Source organism: Neochlamydia sp. AcF95, assembly GCF_018342455.1.
Taxonomy (GTDB): domain Bacteria; phylum Chlamydiota; class Chlamydiia; order Chlamydiales; family Parachlamydiaceae; genus Neochlamydia.
The window spans coordinates 1-17,498 of sequence record NZ_JAEMUC010000073.1; the positions used below are offsets into that span (position 1 = coordinate 1).

Genomic DNA, 17,498 nt, shown 5'->3' on the forward strand with positions numbered 1-17,498 from the left:
GTCTGGTGTACCCATGAGTTAGATTGGCTGCCTCAAAAAGAAGAATGGGTGGACCTAAATGCTCTGGTCTGCATGAGGAGCACTAGGTGCATTAAAGATAAGACATCAGTAGAAGCTAGATACTATATTGCTAGTGAAAAAGCTAGCGCTGAAAAGCATGGGCTAGGCATACGTTCGCACTGGTCTATAGAGAATAAGGTTCATTGGCAATTAGATGTTTCTTATGGGGAAGATAAAAGCAAAGTCCGTAAAGACCACGGCGCCCAAAATCTATCAGTTTTGAAAAGATGTACAATGAATCTACTAAAAGCTGATACAAAAACAAAAGCAGGAATTAAGGGTAAGAGAGCAAAAGCTGGATGGAATCGAGAGTATATGATGGAAATGCTAAATGGTAAATAAAATCTTCATGCAATTTCCCTGGTGAATTAGATAGGATTAAGGCTATAAGTAGGCTACTAGATTTAAGTAAACATTAGAAAATTAAAATTTAAATTATATAAAAAAATAAATGAATTTAAAAGGAAAAACTTATGAGCATAGGAAATTCAACCCCTGTTCCTTTTGTATTTCCTGACTTTAAGGAAATAGAAAAAAGAAACCTTTCCCCTAGCCAGGGTCCTTATGTCGAGATTAGCTTACAGATATTTGCAAAATTGCAGTTGGTAGACTTGCGTCAAGCAAGACTAGTATGTAAAGAATGGAAGCAGCTAATTCAACAAGCCAATTTATGGAAAGGCTTTTATCAAGGAAGTGATAAAAGTAGCTCACAGAAAGAAATAAAAGCGGTAAGCGATCAATTAATTTCTCTAGATCTTCCTGCGCCTAAATGGAATTCGTCGAGCACCGCTGAATTTTTATGGCATGATCCTGGCACTCCTATCAGCAAAGCTATGCTAGTAAAAGTAAATGCTGTAGCTACCTACCTATATACCGAAGGCTATGAACTAAAAGGTACCTCAGGGGACGGCGACTGCTTTTTTAGCGCTTTTTTAGGAAGCTATGAAGGACTTTCTAGAAAGATACCCTTGCTAGATGGTCAAAAAGATAAAATTTCCTATTTAAGGCAAGTACTTTCAGACATTGTTAAACATTCGAACCATATAAGAGCAGCAGAAATAATAGGAAAAGGAGCTTGGATAAGTGGTTTAGGTGAAGGAGATTTATTAGCTGCAGCTTTATCTATTCCTATAAGATTAATAACGGTTAATGAAGAACGATCGATTTGCGGTATTCATGATAGGTTAATTTTTTCCCAAACAGGTCTAGCGGAAGATGATAGATCCCAGGAATGGGAAACTATTCCTCAAGAAGAAAGGCCTCAAGAATATATCTTTATTGTGGATTTAGGCGGCCATTTTATTTATGCTCAAAAAACATTACATCAGCTTGAGATGCTAAGTGATCCTTTTCCATTTTTTTCTTCGCTAAACGATTCTCTCCTTCCTCTTTCTTTAGATAAGTCTTCTTCTACAGTTTCTGAGATCTACGTAGGTTGCATGATAACTGGCAACCAAGCAGAAAAGCTCTATTTGTATATAAAAGGTGGCTTCTTAAAAGGGTATTTGTATAGAAAAGAAAAGCTGATAGAAGAAATCTCTTCTAACCAAATTCAAGGAGGCCTGCAAGGCGAAATTGAGCCTCAAGCTCTCATTCGCCTGGTCAATGAAGTAGAACAGCCCGGTCTTTTTGCTCTTTATAATCCACAAGCTACAGATAAAAAAGTCATTTTATTACCTGCTCCTCAAGAGGGTAGCTATTTAGAAGAATATGTCTTAAGCTATATAGAAGCTCCTTTGCCCAGTGCAAATCTTTTTTGCCGTCCTAATCTTAGTAAAGCTTTAGAGAAAGGCTTAAAAAAATTTGGCCTGGTAAGTTTGATTAATGAGGAAGGAATCAATTGCCCTACAGGTAAAACAGAACTCACTAAAGCTTATTTTTATGCACAAAGGGAGCTTTATAGCCAAGCCCTGTGGTTGAGAGGAGAAAAAGAGTGGTTTATCGAGCAAGGCTTACAAGAATTTAGCCAGAAAGTAGGGCAGGATTGGCAAGAGTGGCTAGGTACGCATAGCCATTGGCTGATCATCATCGATGGGCTTAGCCATATTTCTCTGCTAAGAAAATTAGGCCTTATAGAGCTTGCTCAAAAAAAACAGGGTAAATTAATTGTTACTTCGCGCGATAAAGCTCATGATAGTGCTATTTTTCAAATACCCGTGAATTTATTTAGTAGCGAGGAAAGCAAAGACTACCTCTTACAAGTCATTCACCAAAAGGACGAACATAGCGTTGAAGAAGCTGAAAAGATAGGGCAAGCCTTAGGGGGTGTACCTAGCTCTTTAAAAAGAGCTACTGATTGGCTAAACGATAATGCTTGGCCTTTAAAAGTCTATTTTACTAGGCAAGCCGCAAGCTTAGCAGAGCACAAAGCCTACTTGGAGGCTAGGAGCAATTTAACACTCCCTAATGAGTACTTTACTGGTCGCGAAGCTGATTTAGTGGCTTTAGAGGAAACATTAACGCAAGGTAAGCCCTTAGTGTTAGCTGCACAAGTAGGCTTAGGAGGGGTAGGTAAAACCCAGCTAGCCCTACAATATGCTTACCGTGCAGCACCGCAATATAGTCTTATTTGGTGGCTAAATGGGGAAAGCGAGACTACTTTAATCCAATCGTACGCTAGCTTAGCAGAAAAGCTGCAAATTTATTTAACCGAAGAAGAAGAAAAGGAAGATAAAGCCTTAGTCAAAAAAGTCCATCACTGGCTTAAAGAAAATCCCGGTTGGCTGCTTATTTTTGATGATGCCGAAAATGCTACCACTCTTAATAGCTGGCTGCCTGAATCGGGTGGACATCTTCTCATTACTTCTCGTAAGCCTAATTGGCCTAATGCCCAAGTTTTTACCCTAGGCGTTTTTAAACGAGAAGAATCCATTGAGCTTATCCTAAAAATTACTCATCTAGAAGATCAAAAAGCAGAAGCTGGCAAGCTAGCAGATCTATTACAAAATTTACCCTTAGCTGTTTCTCAAGCGGCTTTTTATATCAAAGAAACGCGCATTTCCATAGAAGAGTATAGGGAGAAGTTTGAACAACACTATAAGGTATTATGGGAATTTGAAGTGCCGCCAGATATCTACCAGGCGACAGTCCAGGTGACGTGGCACGTGTCTATGGAAAAGATTCGGCAGGAAGAAGCAAGAGAAAAGGAAAGTAATGAATATCCCTCTTTAGCCGATCCTTTAATGCAGTTTTGTTCTTACTTGAGTTCACATGGCATTCCGCGTGATTTGCTTAAAGAGTGGGTGATTAAGCTTTATCAATCAGAAACTCCGTCATTAGACGTTAACCATAGTATTGATTTGCTTAGACGTTATTCTATGATTGAGGCCCATGCTGAGGCGATTAATATTCATAGCTTAGTGCAGCTGGTGACAAGAGACCAGCTTAAAGAAGAAAAACAAAAAGAGGTCTGTGGGAAGTCAATTAATTTATTTGCCAGCTTCTTTGATTTTACGAAAGAAGACATACAAAAAACTAAAAGAAACTTACAATTAGTATCTCATGCAGACAGTATTTCTCAACATGCATTAAACTTGCAGGTAGAAAAACATACAGTGTGCGATGTGTTAGATAGCAAAACATTGTATTTGGTTTATCAGGGAGCGACTATTCATGCCTTAGAGATTTTGTATCGTCAATGTCTTCCCTTAATAAAAGAAATTTATGGATCAACTTCTCTTCAGTGCGTTCGCCTTTTTCATAACTTGGGTTTAGCTTACTATAGTTTAAATGACCTAGGCAAGGCGCATAAATTCTACCGCAAAGCAATCTCTATTAGTTATAAACTTTTAGAAATTAAACCTAATGAAACACTTGACCCCGATAAAGAGATTACATCGACTCATGTGGAAGTAATGCGATTATTAGTAAGAACTAAAAATGCTCAGGCATCAATTTTAGCAGATTTAAAACTTTACTCTGAAGCGATCGATGAGCTTAAGCTGTCGATTCCTCTTTTGGAGGTACTCGAATCTTTTCCTGCAAATCAATTATCTTTAGCATCTGTTTACCGGCGTATAAGTGAGGTTTTTATAAATTTGGGTAATAAGATTGAAGCAAAAAACTATTTGAAAAATGCGCTTAGTATTTATCACGTTCATTTACCTTCAGACAGCCCCGAGAGGGCCGCAACCCTCTGCGATTTAGGCACAATACTTATGAAATCAAAAAAATACGAAAAAGCAAAAATATGTTTTGAAACAGCCTTTCCTCTTTTGAAAGCAGCTTTGCCACTATATCCTGAAACTTTTGCAGAATGTGCAACAAAATTAGGAGAAATTTATTACTACGCTGCCAATGAAGCACAAGCCAAAAAATTCTTTCAAAAAGCTCTCTCAATTTGCAGGAGTATAAAGACTAACAACTGCGCGGAATTAACGATACGCATTTTAAGAAAGTTGAGTGCAATCGAGATGGCATTCAAAAATAATTGGGAAGCAATGGAACATAGTTCAGAAGCCCTCTATCTAATCGAAAAGTCTCAATTTAAAATTGAAAGTGATAAAGAAGCTGTTAAAGCAGAAATATTATTTACACTTGGCATGGTTTGCTTTAATTTGCATTATTATGAAGATGCAAAGGAAAAATTCAAGCAAGCTCTTAATTTGTATGAGCAGATCGGGTCTGAAAACTACAGTAAGAAGATCTTGCAAGTCCTAGGAAGCTTGCGTGTACTTTTAATGAGACAAGAACACTATCAAGAAGCAAGAGAATATACTGAAAAAGCTTATCAAATGCATAAGCAATTTTCTTTATATAATGTTGACTATTTAGAAGTTATTTGTGACTTATGTTCCATTTTACAATATTTTGAAGAGTATCAAAAGATTCCAAAGTACTTGAAACAAGCCTTATCCCTTTACCAAAAAATCCAAGCAGAAAATCATCAAGACGTCCAGATCTGTGAATATATAAGCTTAATTTTGCAAGGAATCATAATCAAAATGGTATCTAATACAGAAGCTAAAAAATATTTGGTTAACGTATTGAGAGAACTTAATCAACTAAGTGAAGAGTCAATCAATTCACAAAATTATCAAAAAGCTGAAGAATATTTGTTGCAATTGTTGTTTGTTTATAATGATGTGTTATCTTCGAGCCATGGTATCTTGAAAAAAATCAAGAACAATTTGGGTGTTGTTTTAATTTATCAAGCTTATTATTTTTGGCAGGAAAATCACGATATACAAATGGCAGTTAGAAAATTTGAAGAAGGTATAAATTTTTATGAAGAGGGTGATCCTTACAGTTTGGAATTTGTGGCCTCAGCTTATCATAATTTAGGCTGTTGTTATGCCTCTCAGCATGAGTTTAGTAAAGCTAGAGAAAAGTTGGAAAAAGCAATACAATTACGCCCAAATTCAGGAAATTTTTGTGAACTTGGACACTTACTTTATATAGGGGGACATGAACTTGAAGCACTTGAATTTCTACTCCAATCAATAGCCTATCAAATTGATCAAAAAGAGCTTTCCTATGGAAAAATGGAGATGAATATTATTGATATAGACTTAAAAATAAAAATTGAGCAAGAGGGGTTAGATGTAACAGTAGTAGCTTCAATTTTAGCTTATAAGCTACTCATCAATTGTTGCATTAAATTAGGTCAATTGGAAGATGCTCAAAAGAATTTGGAAAATTTTAACCAGAAAGTTGGAGCTTCTCTTGACCCTATGGCTCATTATTTATTGGAGTGTGCAAAGAATGCAGCCAAAAAAGCTATGCACGATTAAGGGCATATGGAGTTGAGCTTCATTTTAGCAGTAAATTGAAAGGTTATCTGATTGCTATCGTGATGAGCAAGAAATTGTAATGAAAACTCTACTGATTTAAGTTCATGGATACTTAAAGGATGCTGATCGAAACGGCGATGTGCTTTTTTAAAGAAAATATCTTACTCGATTAGTCTTCAAATTTCTTAATTATTTCTTTTGTTGAGGAATGTAGGGTAGAGGAATTTGCGTTCTACAAAAATAGCTGATAGCGAGCAGAGCTATATGGTAAACCTTTTATCTATGAAAAAACTTAAAATCTCTAAAAAGCAATGAGTCCCAACCTAGGGTATAAGGTCTGATAGGGGGCGTGACTTAAGAGATTCGCTATTAAATTGTTTATGCGATGAGGCTTGCTTAGGTTCGGATGGAGAAAATATTTTTTGAAGAATAAGATGGGCATTTATAGAATTAACATAGCATCGCCATACGAAAGAAAACGGTAACGCTCTTTAATAGCCTTATTATAAGCTTCTTTGATTAACTCCGGTGAAGCAAAAGCACTGACTAGCATAAGTAGACTTGAACCTGGCTGATGAAAGTTGGTTAAGAGATGTTGTACATATTTAAATTGATAGCCCGGATGAATAAAGATGTTGGTGTTATATTTCCCTCCCATTATCGTACCAGAAGGGGAGGATGCTGCCTCTAGAGCACGACAAGAAGTGGTACCTACGCAGATTTGTCGCTTGTTGATAGGTCTTTTATTAAGGCGCTCGGCTGTCTCTTGGCTAATTTCAAAGGATTCATCATGCATTTGATGTTCACGTATATCCTCTACCTTAACAGGCAGAAAAGTTCCTAAGCCAATATGCAATGTAAGTTTATCTACCTGAACGCTTTTTCCTTCAAGTTTTTGTAGCAACTTATCCGTAAAGTGCAAGCCTGCGGTAGGTGCAGCTACAGAGCCAGGATGTTGCGCATAGACAGTTTGATAGCGCTCCTTATCTAGTTCAGGAATAGCTGCGCGACGCATATAAGGAGGGAGAGGGATATGACCAAATTTTTCTAAAGCTTGTGTAATATCTCCTTCATAATCGAAATTGACCACACGCTTGCCATCGGCTAAAACGTCTATAATTTTGCAGGAAAAACCTTCTTTAAAGGTCACATAGCTTCCCTTGCCTAGTTTTTTACCCGGTTTTACTAAAGCTTCCCAATCGCCTGTTGGAAGCCTTTTGATCAATAATATCTCTGCTTTACCACCCGTAGAACGTGAACCGATAAGGCGAGAGGGAAGAACTTTGGTATTATTGAATACTAGGCTATCTCCTTTGCCTAAAAAGTCAGCCAATTCATGAAAAACCATTTCATACATATTTCCTGAAGAGCGGTCGACTACAAGTAATCGTGTAGTATCACGAGGCTCGCACGGGTATTGAGCGATCAACTCTTCAGGTAAATCATATAGATAATTATTTAGTGAATGCCAATCTTTCATAAAAGGTTAGAGATATAAAGTCCTTAAAGGTGACAGGGAATCGAGCAAGAAACCATTATAGGGGGTCAGAAAATTTAAAGGTGGTGTTAGGAATGAAAATCTGTTGAGAAAGATCCATCTCATTTAACTCAGCCTTAAAGTGCCTCTTAAGCGCAGGCTTTCTTTATCTTTACTTTTTTTAGTTTGGCTTTCTATCTCTATCTCTGTCTAGCTTCTATAGGCAAGGTTATTGAATTAGTTTTACTATGTTAATTAATTCGCGATTAAATCTACTTGTGCACCAGGGAAAGCTTTCCTAAGAATTTGAGCGGCATGTTCACCTTGATGGGCAAGCATGGCAGCTTGATCTAAAGAAATTTTAGAATGGATAACTTGCGCATCTGCTCCATCTATTGCTTCTATACTATCCCACTTAGCCATCAACGGATTTGAAGAAAAAGTCATCACCATATGGTGAGTGGCTTTAACCGCTTGCTCGATAAGGTTAGAAGGGGGAGAAAGGGCATATCCCTGATAGCCTATTTGTCTGGCTTCAACGTCCCAGTAATGACTAGGAGCTTTTTGCTTTAGATAATAGGCATTTGTGCGTGCCGCAATGGCCACTGCAGCTAAAGCTTCTCCTGGCAGCGGTGCTTGCAGCCTTGCTGCTAGGACTGTTTTGACATATTCATCAAAAGGAATTTCATTAACAATACTAATTGTACCTCCGATGTCATAGATGTAAATACGTCCTTTATATTCAATGCCGTCGACTATTATAGTAGTAGCTTTGTCATCAGGCAGAATCATGAGCTGGTAAAGGCCTGGAAACTCTTCCTGCCATTTTAAGCCTTCGCTTAAAGGTTGAATATATTTTTTTTTACCGATAAAGCGTGTGCTTATATGCTTATTGGCATGAGGATCATAAATTTTGTATTTACCTTTGACCTCCAACATAGTCCCTGGTTTATTATGCATAATTAAAATTTTTAAAGTATCATTGGCTGCCGGCAAGGGTTTGTTAAAAAAGGTAGATAAAGAATCTGCTATGCCTGCATACGCTGCATTGGACAGTAGAATGAGACTCAAGAAAGCGATGAACATTTTTTTGATCATAGTCGTTCTCCTAATTATTGATCGTTAATTTTAAATGCTGATAGGCAAGAGGTGTGACTTCACGACCGCGCGGAGTTCTTTTAATAAAACCTTGCATGATAAGGTAGGGCTCGTACACTTCTTCAATCGTATGGGCTTCTTCTCCAATAGCAACAGCAATAGTATTGAGTCCCACCGGGCCACCCTTATAATGGTGAATCATCGTTTCTAAAATCTTAATATCCATTTCATCTAAACCTTTATGATCGATGGAAAGCATTTCTAAAGCTTTTGAAACAACTTCTGGGTTAATTTTATTACCTGCACGGATCTGGGCATAATCACGCACCCAGCGCAAAAGATTATTGGCAATTCGTGGAGTCCCGCGTGCACGGCGGGCAATTTCTAAAGCCGCTTCAGGGGCGATATTTAAATTTAAAATGCGCCCTGTACGCATGATGATTTGCACCAGAATCTCGGGAGGATAAAGTTCCAAGCGACAATTAAGCGCAAAACGAGATCTTAGAGGGCTAGAAAGCAGTCCTGAACGGGTCGTTGCACCTGCTAAGGTGAATTTGCTTAATTTAACTTGAACGCTACGCGCATTGGGGCCACTGTCGATCATAAGATCGAGCACAAAATCCTCCATAGCAGGATAAAGATATTCTTCGATGGTACGGTTGAGGCGATGAATTTCATCGATAAAGAGAATGTCGCCATCTTTGAGGTTAGTGAGCAAGCCAGCAAGATCGCCAGGCTTCTCAATGACTGGGCCTGAGGTTATCACTATATTAGTGCCCATGACCTTAGCAAGAATATTAGCAAGTGTTGTTTTTCCTAAACCTGGGGGGCCAGAAAAGAGGCAATGCCCTAATGCTTCTTTACGTTGCTTGGCAGCTTCTATAAGAACTGTTAGTCGTTCACGTAACTGATCTTGGCCGATAAAATCAGCCAAGGATTGAGGGCGTAAGGGGACTTCAAAAGTAACATCTTCTTGACCTAGAGTAGATTCAATGTAATTTTTTGATTCCATAATTAATCTTTAGGAAAAGAACCCTAAGGCGTTTAGGAAAACAAATATTATTAAGATAGGAGACATTATTTTAAAGCAAAACCTAAAATAATGCAATAGCCAAGGATGATTGTCAAAAAAATGAGAAGAGCCTAGTTTTAAACTATTTAAGCTATGAGTAGTGCCCCATACCCATCCTACGAGGATGATGGCTAAAAAGCCTCCAACCGGAATAAGGATAGCGTTAGCAACAAAATCAGTAAGAGCAAGAAAAGTCATTCCCTGCCAGCGTACATCAGCCAGGATGCTGCTTGAAAGAGCACTCGGAATACCTACAAGGAAAGCACCCAAGCCACAAATTAATACGGCTTGACGACGTTTCCACCCCCATTCGTCCATTAAATATGCGATTGTAGGCTCCATTGCAGATATTTCTGAAGTCGTTGCTGCTAAAACTACGAGTAAAAAGAACATGCTTGCTAGGAAATGCCCACCAGGAAGATGGCTGAATACCCACGGGAGGGTATGGAAAATAAGCCCCGAGCCTTGATCAGGTTTTAAATCTACGGAAAAAACAATCGTGAAGACAGCTACTGCAGAAAGCAAAGAGACGAGTGTATCCATAATCACTACAGGATAGCTGCTTTTTACTAAATTTTCATCAGGCTTTAAATAACTACCATAGGTTACTATAGTGCCTTGTCCTATGCTAAGGGTAAAAAATGACTGACCTAGCGCGGCTAAGATTGCAGTGGGAGTGAGAAGACTCCAATCGGGTTTAAGTAAAAATTCTAGCCCTAGCTGAGCATTTGGCATCTTTAAACCTGTGCCTACTAAATAGAGTAGAACTAAAAATAGTAAAGGCATCATAATCTTGTTGCCTCGTTCAATGCCGTTACGCACTCCAAGATATAAAATTCCAATACAGATAAGAAGAAAACAAAAATGAAAGCTTAGCCCCCATAGTGGGTTATTCATAAGGCTACGATGATGATCAGCCACTTGAGTAGCCGAGGTAAAATTCGAAAGATTTCCTTGGACTGCCTCAACTAGGTATCCCAGCACCCATCCAGCGATTGCACTATAAAAAGAACTAACAATAAATCCTGTAAGAATGGTTAGCTTTCCTGCCCAAGACCATGCTAATTTGCCTCCTAAAAGGCGGAAAGCTCCGCTAGGACTTGTTTGCGCTGTTCGACCGATTAACATCTCTGCCATAAAGACGGGAAATCCAATCAGAAATAAGCACAATAAGTAAACGATAATAAAAGCAGAGCCTCCATATTGGCCTACAATGTAAGGAAAGCGCCAAATGTTAGCGAGTCCAACCGCTGATCCTGCCACGGCAAAGATAAAGCCTAAGCGCGAACCCCATAAAGGTCTTGTCATTCAGTATTCCTGTTTGTTAACCGGCATTGATCATCTATTCAGCCTGGCAATTTGGCCGCTTATAATCTAAAAGGCGCGGTATATTATTTTAGGGTTGCCAAAAGTGTAGCGAAGTCTTTAAATATTTGCATTATAAAATCTATTCGCTAGCTGATAAGCTCAAAATAGAGGGGATATAATAAACTATTCTAAGAGATTGGCAAGCTAAGGTTAACTTTAGATATTAAAAATTTTTTTCCTTTATAGACACTTTAAGCTTTTTATTGTTTTGTTTGCCATTTTCTAATGATAGAAGGGGTAGTTCTAAAAGCTGCAGTAAAAAGAATCACTGAATAAGTTAAAAAAAATTGCTTTAATTGGACGTTGGATGATACAATCGGAATTTATGACGTTTTTGTTTTTAATTAAAATGTAATACCAAACATCAAACCGGTTAATTTAGGGCAGGTTTTTGTTTTGGCATATTTTTCAAGGAGAAAACTGATGACAAGTTTTAATAGTGAAGTATCGAGGACGAAGGCTTTAAATGCAGTTAAAAGCGAAGATTCCAAAGAGACGACAGAAATGGAACTAGAACAGCTCGTGTTTCTTCTACTCACCGAGCGGCTTAATCAACTCCAGCAAAAAAGCAATGATGAATTTCAAGAATTGAAAAAACGTCAGGAAGAAGTAGTGCAGATGCATAAGGTGTTAAAGCTGATTAACAGCCATACCACTGATCGCAGTGAATTATCTTTTGATACCTCGCATGATTTAACTCAGCATTTGAAAGACGCTAAAGAAAAATTAGGGATTGATATTCAGGAAGGCTCTATTAAAAACGGTAAAATGATCTATACGAAAGATCAACGCGATAGGTTAATTGATAATATTCGTATGACCATTGACGATTATAATACTAAAAATGATATGCAAATGCAGACTGTCAATCGACTAATTAATGAGCGTTATGAGTCTTATCAAATGGCTCGCGCTATTTTAAAACCTATCCATGATGATAAAATGAGCAAAGCTCGTGCTATCGTAGGCCGTTAATTGAGGAGGATCATATGCTGTTAGATAAACTTAACTCAAGTTCAGAAAGGAGTTGGGAATTAAATACAAATGCCGAAACGCATGGCAACAGCTATTGGAAAAAGCAAGGTTCTGCACCTGCTGATGTCCAGCCTTCTCTGTATGCAAGTTCGATTACTTCTTTAAAACCTATTGAAGCTACTAATCAAGCTGTGCAAAACGAGCAACTTCACGGGGAAAAAAATAAAAAAGCCCTCTCCTGGATGGAGAATTTGCGAAATACTTTAATGGGTTATCTAGGAGCTCCGCAAAAAAAGGCTTTTGTGCCTGCCTTAGAAGCCCAACAAAAAATGAAGATTTCACTTGAGTCGACTACCCAAGCTTGTGCACTTGAGGAATTTAAAAATAGATCATCTGCTATTCATAAGCAACCTGAAACGATTAAAATAGAAGCTTTAGGAAAACAAAAGAAAGGCTTTTTATACCAGCTAGGTGATTGGATTAAAGAAAAATGGAGCTTTTTTAGCGGAAGCTCAAAAGGCAGTAAGCCTGCTGAAAAAATAATGGAGCGAGAGTATTCTTCACCAGCTAAGCCGCTGGCACGTCCTTCTTTTAAAGAGATCGATGAAGATTTTAAATATGTAGATATCACCGTTATGGATCCTTTAAAAGCTATGCTAGCCATATTAGTTAAGCAAGGGGAGTTACGCCAAGAGCAGGCTACGCTAATCAATCAGCAAATTCTTCACAGGCAGCAAGACTTAAAAGCGCTGCACGCCGAGCGTATGCAAATTCAAGCTGAACTTGCTCTGATAGGTAAACGCTCTGGTGTTTTAGAAAAAGTCAGCGTAGGATTAACGGTCACGCAAGCCCTAGGGGGAATAGCCTCTGCTGCTATGGTAGTGGCAACTGCAGCTACAATAGCTACAGGTGGTGCTGCCGCGCCCCTTATGTTTGTAACGGGAGTTTTCAATGGCATGGCAGGAGCAGGCCAAGCATTTAATACTTGGTTAAAAGGTGACACTAAAGATAAACTAAATAAACTGCAAGGTGAGTTGTTAGCAAGGACATCCCAACGCGATGAATACCAATTTCAACTTAAAGTGGATGTTCAAGAGATTAAAAAAGCGCTAGTTTCTTTGATAAGCCATGCGGAAATGGGAAGTGGACTTCTTTCTGCCCAGTATGGTAAATAAATAATAATTTTTGAGGAGAATTGATTATGCGTGAAGATGCAATAAAAGAAAGCTATTCCTCTTGTGCGCCCCGTGGCCCATTAGGTGGAGAGTATCCGCTAGATTTTAAAGCTAGCGATGCCATTCAGACTACCGAGCGTTATTCTAGCTCAGTCGCATCTTGTAAAGATTTCCCCCTTCCTATTTACGCTGCTAAAGATCTTTTTATTGAATCGGAACAAGAAGCTAATCTAAAAATAGCTGAAATGCAAAAAGCCAAGCAAAAGGAAGCAATTTTAAAAAGAAATAAAAAAAGTTTTTGGCAACTTTTTAATAAAGAAACCTTAGTTAGCTGGAAAGACAAGGCCTTTAACCTTTTTGGAAAAAATAAACTAGCTAGCATTAAAAACGTGTCGATAACTGCCCCCTTGGCAATCGAGCCGACTAGTGAGCTAGCCCCAGTTAAAATTAACAAGAAAGAGGATATCGAAGCTCAACGTATTAAAGAAATTGAGGATATGCTTGTCGCTTATGAACTAGAGCTACAAAATGCTAATGGCGGCAATATGAAAGCCATGATGGAAATGATGTGCAAAATTTCCATTTTGTTAGGATCGCTTGGTCATCGTTATAACAAGAAAGAGATCGATGATTTATTTAAGCATCTAGAAGTAAATGTTAAAAAAAGAGTGAAAACATTTGAAGGCGGGCGTGCTTGGACCTATGTTTCAGTCTTTCTACAAGGAACAGGAGCAGCTCTTTCCTTTGCTCCTTTAGGTGGCCAGATGCTAGGTGACACTTCCATGCTCGGCAAAACTTTAACAAATTTAGGCCAAACTTCGCACGGAATAAGTGGATTTGGACATGCTATTAGCAAAATTGGGGACATTGAATCGGAGAAAAAAATGGCTGCTCGTACCGAGCATGATCATGAAGGGGAGAAGTTAAAACAAACTCGCCATGACCGTGATCGAAGCATAGAAAAAATCCATCAATCTAGTCAGCAATTATTTGCGATTATGAATGAGCTAGCGCGCACTCATACTGAATCAGTTAAGAGAGCTGCAGCTGTTTAATCTTGCTAACGGTGCTGGAAAGGCACCGTTTCTTGCTAATTTCTTTTTTATTCGTTTATCTTTTATTTACATGATGCTTGCACAGGTTAAATTAAGGAAACTCATAAAAAAACTTTTCCCTATTCAAGATAAAACTTAATCTAAGAAAATAAAACTTTTTCCAGCTCGTCAATTTTCTTTTATAGTTTTATTTAGCTACTACTTAAAAAATGTTTGATATAAATCGAGTTTTTTCGTAAAGAAAATTATTTATACCAACTTTTAAGGAGTAGCTATGTCAGTAGGTAACAATATTACATGTTTAGAAAAACGGATAGATTACGAAAGAATATATATTCCTCGCATTTGCGGTGCTGTCGGTAGTGAATTTATAAGGGTTATTCCTCTAGTGGGGGGAGTGTTGCATTACCTTAAATCTAGGCAGCTTCTTAGTAAGATTAAACGCTTAGATAAAAATGAGTTAACCGAAAAGAAAAAAATGAAATCTGCTATTCGGTTTCATAATTTAATGGCAGCCGCCCAGTTTGTGCCAGCCTTAGGTAGTGCTGTAGGTTTTGTAGAAGCAGCAATTTTTGCAGCTAGGGGTAAACCACGCAAAAATAAAAAGAAGCAGCTAGTTATAAATAACTTAGGTCTTAAAATCTCTGGCTCAGAGAATGGCGATTTGCTTGCTCTTGAACAAAAAGAGCTTGTAAGCACTAAACAAGCGAAAAAAAAGAAAAAGATTGATCTTAACAATGGCTCCTCATCTGCCGAGTCCCAAACCTCCTCTATTGAATCTGCAGAGCCATCTAAAGAGGCTAAAATAGAAGAAAAAAATAGCGTAGAGTATACGATCGTTATTATTCGTGAAAAAGCTCTTCACGAAAGGGTAAGAAAAATTGAAAAGGAGATGAAAAAGCAATTAGGCCGGGTAATGATCCATAAAATTACTCCAGATCAGTTAAATACAGATATTCCTGACCATATGCTAGCCTTTCATATTTACTTTAATGCGGGGCAGCCTGATTTTCCTAAGTTAAATAGACGCCAATCAGAGATAGCTGCAAAATGTAAAAATAATTGCGTCTTAGTCTCCTTAAATCGTCGAGATATTGCACAATATGCAAGTAAAATCATTCACTCAGGTTATATCAAAAAGGGAAAATTAAAAAAGAAATCGATTACTCAACTCTGCTTACAAAATCCTCTTCAAGAGAAATTGAAAAAATCTACCGTCAAAGCCCTTGGTAAAGAAATGTCAAAAGTTTTCAAAAAATATGTCAAAGTAAGAAAATAGCTGGCTTTAATGCCTTTAAGTTTTTTCCAAGTCCTTTATCATGCTTACATGGCATGATAAAGGACTTTTTTGTCTGTAATGAACAACCTTGCTTTGGCTTACGAATGCTTGCTAGGCCTGATTCATCAATCTTCCTCACTTAATTTATTAAATTTTTAGCTAGAGCTAGAAAAAAAATCTTGTTTAGTGAAACTCATTTAAGGAAAGAGTGATTTTGAACTTGCTTTTTCTTTCTCTCATACAGGAGGAAAAAACTTTTCATGCAATTGTACCTTCTATTGAGCAGAATGCTTTTTGCTCAATTAGCTTTTTTTAAAGATTAAAAAATGCATTTATTCTATCGTCTTAAGATAGATTAAACTCTAAGGTTACTATGAAAATAGCTACATGGCCAAACACAGGTGTTTTCATAGATAAGGCAGCAGACTATATACCTTTAATGAGTACTTTAACTAATTTATGGGATATTTTTCAGAAGTGTGTCTGTTTACCTTTTAAAAACAAGGAAAACATATCAAAAAGTCGCTATTATGCCCATCTTAACAAGAAAAGCTTTAGACGTTGCCTTATTTTATTGATCCCTATTTTAGGAAATATTTTCATTGGAATGGAAGACCTTACGCCTCGACCTTTCCATGATAAAAAGTTTATCCTTGCCTCGGTGCGCAAAAAAGGCCGTAAACTTTATTTTGCTAGCGAAGAGCTTAAAAATGATAAAGAGGTGGTCTTTGAAGCTGTTAGGCAGGATGGCTTAGCCCTTAAATATGCCTCTCAAGAGCTTAGAAACAATAGGGAAATCGTCCTTGCTGCTGTCCAACGCAATGGCCTGGCTCTTAAGTATGCTAGCCAGCAGCTAAAAAATGATCAGGAAATCGTTCTTGCTGCTGTTAAGAAAGATGGTTTAGCATTCGCAAGCGCTAGCAAAGAACTAAAGAAAGATCATGAAATTATGGTAGCTGCTGTAGAGCAAAATGGCTGGGCGCTTAAATATGCTAGCAAAGAGCTTAAAAGTAATAAGAGCCTCATACAGGCATTTGTTCGGAAAAATGGCTGGGTGCTAAAGTTTGCAAGCAGAAAACTCCAAAACGACAAGGCAGTGGTAAAGGCGGCAGTTTTGCAAGATGGCTGGGCGCTTGAGCATGCTAGCCATGAGCTTAAGAACGATAAAGAAATAGTTCTTCTTGCTGTTGAGCAAAATGGCTTGGCTCTTGAGTATGCTAGTCAAAAGCTTAAAAACGATAAAGAAGTGGTATTTGTGGCTGCGAAGAATAAGGGCATAGCGCTAAAATTTGCTAGCCAAAGGCTACAAAAAGATAAAGATTTTCTTCTTGCTACTCTTCAACAAAATGGCTTGATGCTAGAGTATCTCACTGAAGATTTTCAGAATGATAAGTGCCTAGTATTGGCAGCTGCTTTGCAGAATGGTATGGCGCTTAAGTATGCAAGCCAAGAACTCCAACACGATAAAGAGCTAATCCATGCTGTTGTACAAAAAAATGGATTAGCACTTGAGTTTGCCAGCGAAGAGCTGAAAAGCAATAGAGACATTATCTTGGCTGCCGCCATGCAAAATGGATTAGCACTTAAGTATGCTAGTCCAGATCTTCAAAATAATAAAGAATTAGTACTTGCCATCGTTCAAAAATTTGGCTGGGCTCTTCAATATGCTAGCTCAACTCTTAAGAATGATAAGGAAGTTGCCCTTGCTGCCGTTAAGCATTCTAGCCTATCTATTAAGTATGCTAGCCATAGGCTTCAAAAGGATATGGAACTTATCGAATTGTCTAGAAGCTAAATGATCATGAGCAATTAAATTTAAAAAATTTAACTTTTCTCTATTAATAAATGATGAGCCTAGTCAAGCCTAGGATAAGAGGAGCTTTCATTTTGTCGACTAATGTTGCTTGTTTTGAAGCTGTTATGGAGCAGACCTTGAGCTAATAGAGCCGATAGACTATAAAGTGTCCTTTTAAAGCAAGCCTCTATGAACATTTTCAATTTTTATACCTTTTTTTCCTAGTCGTTATTTATTCTTTATTGGTAAGCATAGCAAGACTATCTCGCTTGAGTAGAGAGGCAGGTATTGGAGATTTAAGCCTTATTAAAAAAATATGGAGAGATAAGAAGGTTTTTTGCTTTACTTGCAGTCTTTCAGCAGATTATAAAGCGGGGAAACAATAGGCTATAAATTTCTGGGTAAAGTAGAG

Annotated in this window: 11 protein-coding genes; 7 read left to right on the forward strand and 4 right to left on the reverse strand. The window is 37.8% G+C overall.

Annotation, left to right across the window (positions count from 1 at the left end; all coding sequences use genetic code 11):
• Together NEOC95_RS08890 and NEOC95_RS08895 are read left to right on the forward strand one after the other, a co-directional pair.
• On the forward strand, positions 1-402 hold a 402-nt coding region (locus tag NEOC95_RS08890; protein ID WP_213152555.1), incomplete at its 5' end, for an ISAs1 family transposase.
• 131 nt (positions 403-533) lie between these two features.
• A complete protein-coding gene (locus NEOC95_RS08895; protein ID WP_213152556.1) occupies positions 534-5,792 on the forward strand; it encodes a tetratricopeptide repeat protein in 5,259 nt (1,752 codons plus the stop codon).
• A gap of 442 nt (positions 5,793-6,234) precedes the next feature.
• Here NEOC95_RS08895 and queA read toward each other — a convergent pair whose 3' ends face one another.
• The 4 genes from queA to NEOC95_RS08915 form a co-directional block, all read right to left on the reverse strand.
• A complete protein-coding gene (gene queA / locus NEOC95_RS08900; RefSeq protein ID WP_213152557.1) occupies positions 6,235-7,272 on the reverse strand; it encodes a tRNA preQ1(34) S-adenosylmethionine ribosyltransferase-isomerase QueA in 1,038 nt (345 codons plus the stop codon).
• A gap of 252 nt (positions 7,273-7,524) precedes the next feature.
• The gene (locus NEOC95_RS08905; RefSeq protein WP_213152558.1) at positions 7,525-8,367 is read right to left on the reverse strand and encodes a SpoIID/LytB domain-containing protein; all 843 of its coding nucleotides are present in this window, start codon (positions 8,365-8,367) and stop codon (positions 7,525-7,527) included.
• 10 nt (positions 8,368-8,377) lie between these two features.
• Positions 8,378-9,379 (reverse strand): Holliday junction branch migration DNA helicase RuvB, encoded by a 1,002-nt coding sequence (gene ruvB, locus NEOC95_RS08910; protein ID WP_166158244.1) that lies wholly within the window; start codon positions 9,377-9,379, stop codon positions 8,378-8,380.
• Between the two features lie 9 nt (positions 9,380-9,388).
• Positions 9,389-10,747, reverse strand: coding sequence for a sodium-dependent transporter (locus tag NEOC95_RS08915; RefSeq protein ID WP_166158247.1), 1,359 nt, complete (start codon positions 10,745-10,747; stop codon positions 9,389-9,391).
• Positions 10,748-11,230: 483 nt separating this feature from the next.
• On the opposite strand from NEOC95_RS08915, the gene NEOC95_RS08920 reads away from it, so the two are divergent.
• The 5 genes from NEOC95_RS08920 (at position 11,231) to NEOC95_RS08940 (ending at position 17,086) form a co-directional block, all read left to right on the forward strand.
• Positions 11,231-11,782 carry a hypothetical protein gene (locus NEOC95_RS08920; RefSeq protein ID WP_213152559.1) on the forward strand — a complete coding sequence of 184 codons (552 nt, stop codon included), beginning with the start codon at positions 11,231-11,233 and terminating at the stop codon, positions 11,780-11,782.
• A gap of 14 nt (positions 11,783-11,796) precedes the next feature.
• On the forward strand, positions 11,797-12,957 hold the full coding sequence (locus NEOC95_RS08925) for a hypothetical protein (protein WP_213152560.1): 1,161 nt from the start codon (positions 11,797-11,799) through the stop codon (positions 12,955-12,957).
• Between the two features lie 26 nt (positions 12,958-12,983).
• A complete protein-coding gene (locus NEOC95_RS08930; protein ID WP_213152561.1) occupies positions 12,984-14,012 on the forward strand; it encodes a hypothetical protein in 1,029 nt (342 codons plus the stop codon).
• A 274-nt stretch (positions 14,013-14,286) separates the two neighbouring features.
• Positions 14,287-15,291, forward strand: a complete 1,005-nt coding sequence (locus NEOC95_RS08935) for a hypothetical protein (RefSeq protein ID WP_166158259.1) — start codon at positions 14,287-14,289, stop codon at positions 15,289-15,291.
• A 373-nt stretch (positions 15,292-15,664) separates the two neighbouring features.
• Positions 15,665-17,086 (forward strand): DUF4116 domain-containing protein, encoded by a 1,422-nt coding sequence (locus tag NEOC95_RS08940; RefSeq protein WP_213152562.1) that lies wholly within the window; start codon positions 15,665-15,667, stop codon positions 17,084-17,086.
• Positions 17,087-17,498: the final 412 nt, after the last annotated feature.

Coding starts and splice junctions, on each gene's coding strand:
- NEOC95_RS08935 (WP_166158259.1), top strand. CDS start 14,287: ATGTCAGTAGGTAACAATATTACATGTTTAGAAAAACGGATAGATTAC.
- NEOC95_RS08905 (WP_213152558.1), bottom strand. CDS start 8,367: ATGATCAAAAAAATGTTCATCGCTTTCTTGAGTCTCATTCTACTGTCC.
- NEOC95_RS08940 (WP_213152562.1), top strand. CDS start 15,665: ATGAAAATAGCTACATGGCCAAACACAGGTGTTTTCATAGATAAGGCA.
- queA (WP_213152557.1), bottom strand. CDS start 7,272: ATGAAAGATTGGCATTCACTAAATAATTATCTATATGATTTACCTGAA.
- NEOC95_RS08895 (WP_213152556.1), top strand. CDS start 534: ATGAGCATAGGAAATTCAACCCCTGTTCCTTTTGTATTTCCTGACTTT.
- NEOC95_RS08915 (WP_166158247.1), bottom strand. CDS start 10,747: ATGACAAGACCTTTATGGGGTTCGCGCTTAGGCTTTATCTTTGCCGTG.
- NEOC95_RS08925 (WP_213152560.1), top strand. CDS start 11,797: ATGCTGTTAGATAAACTTAACTCAAGTTCAGAAAGGAGTTGGGAATTA.
- ruvB (WP_166158244.1), bottom strand. CDS start 9,379: ATGGAATCAAAAAATTACATTGAATCTACTCTAGGTCAAGAAGATGTT.
- NEOC95_RS08930 (WP_213152561.1), top strand. CDS start 12,984: ATGCGTGAAGATGCAATAAAAGAAAGCTATTCCTCTTGTGCGCCCCGT.
- NEOC95_RS08920 (WP_213152559.1), top strand. CDS start 11,231: ATGACAAGTTTTAATAGTGAAGTATCGAGGACGAAGGCTTTAAATGCA.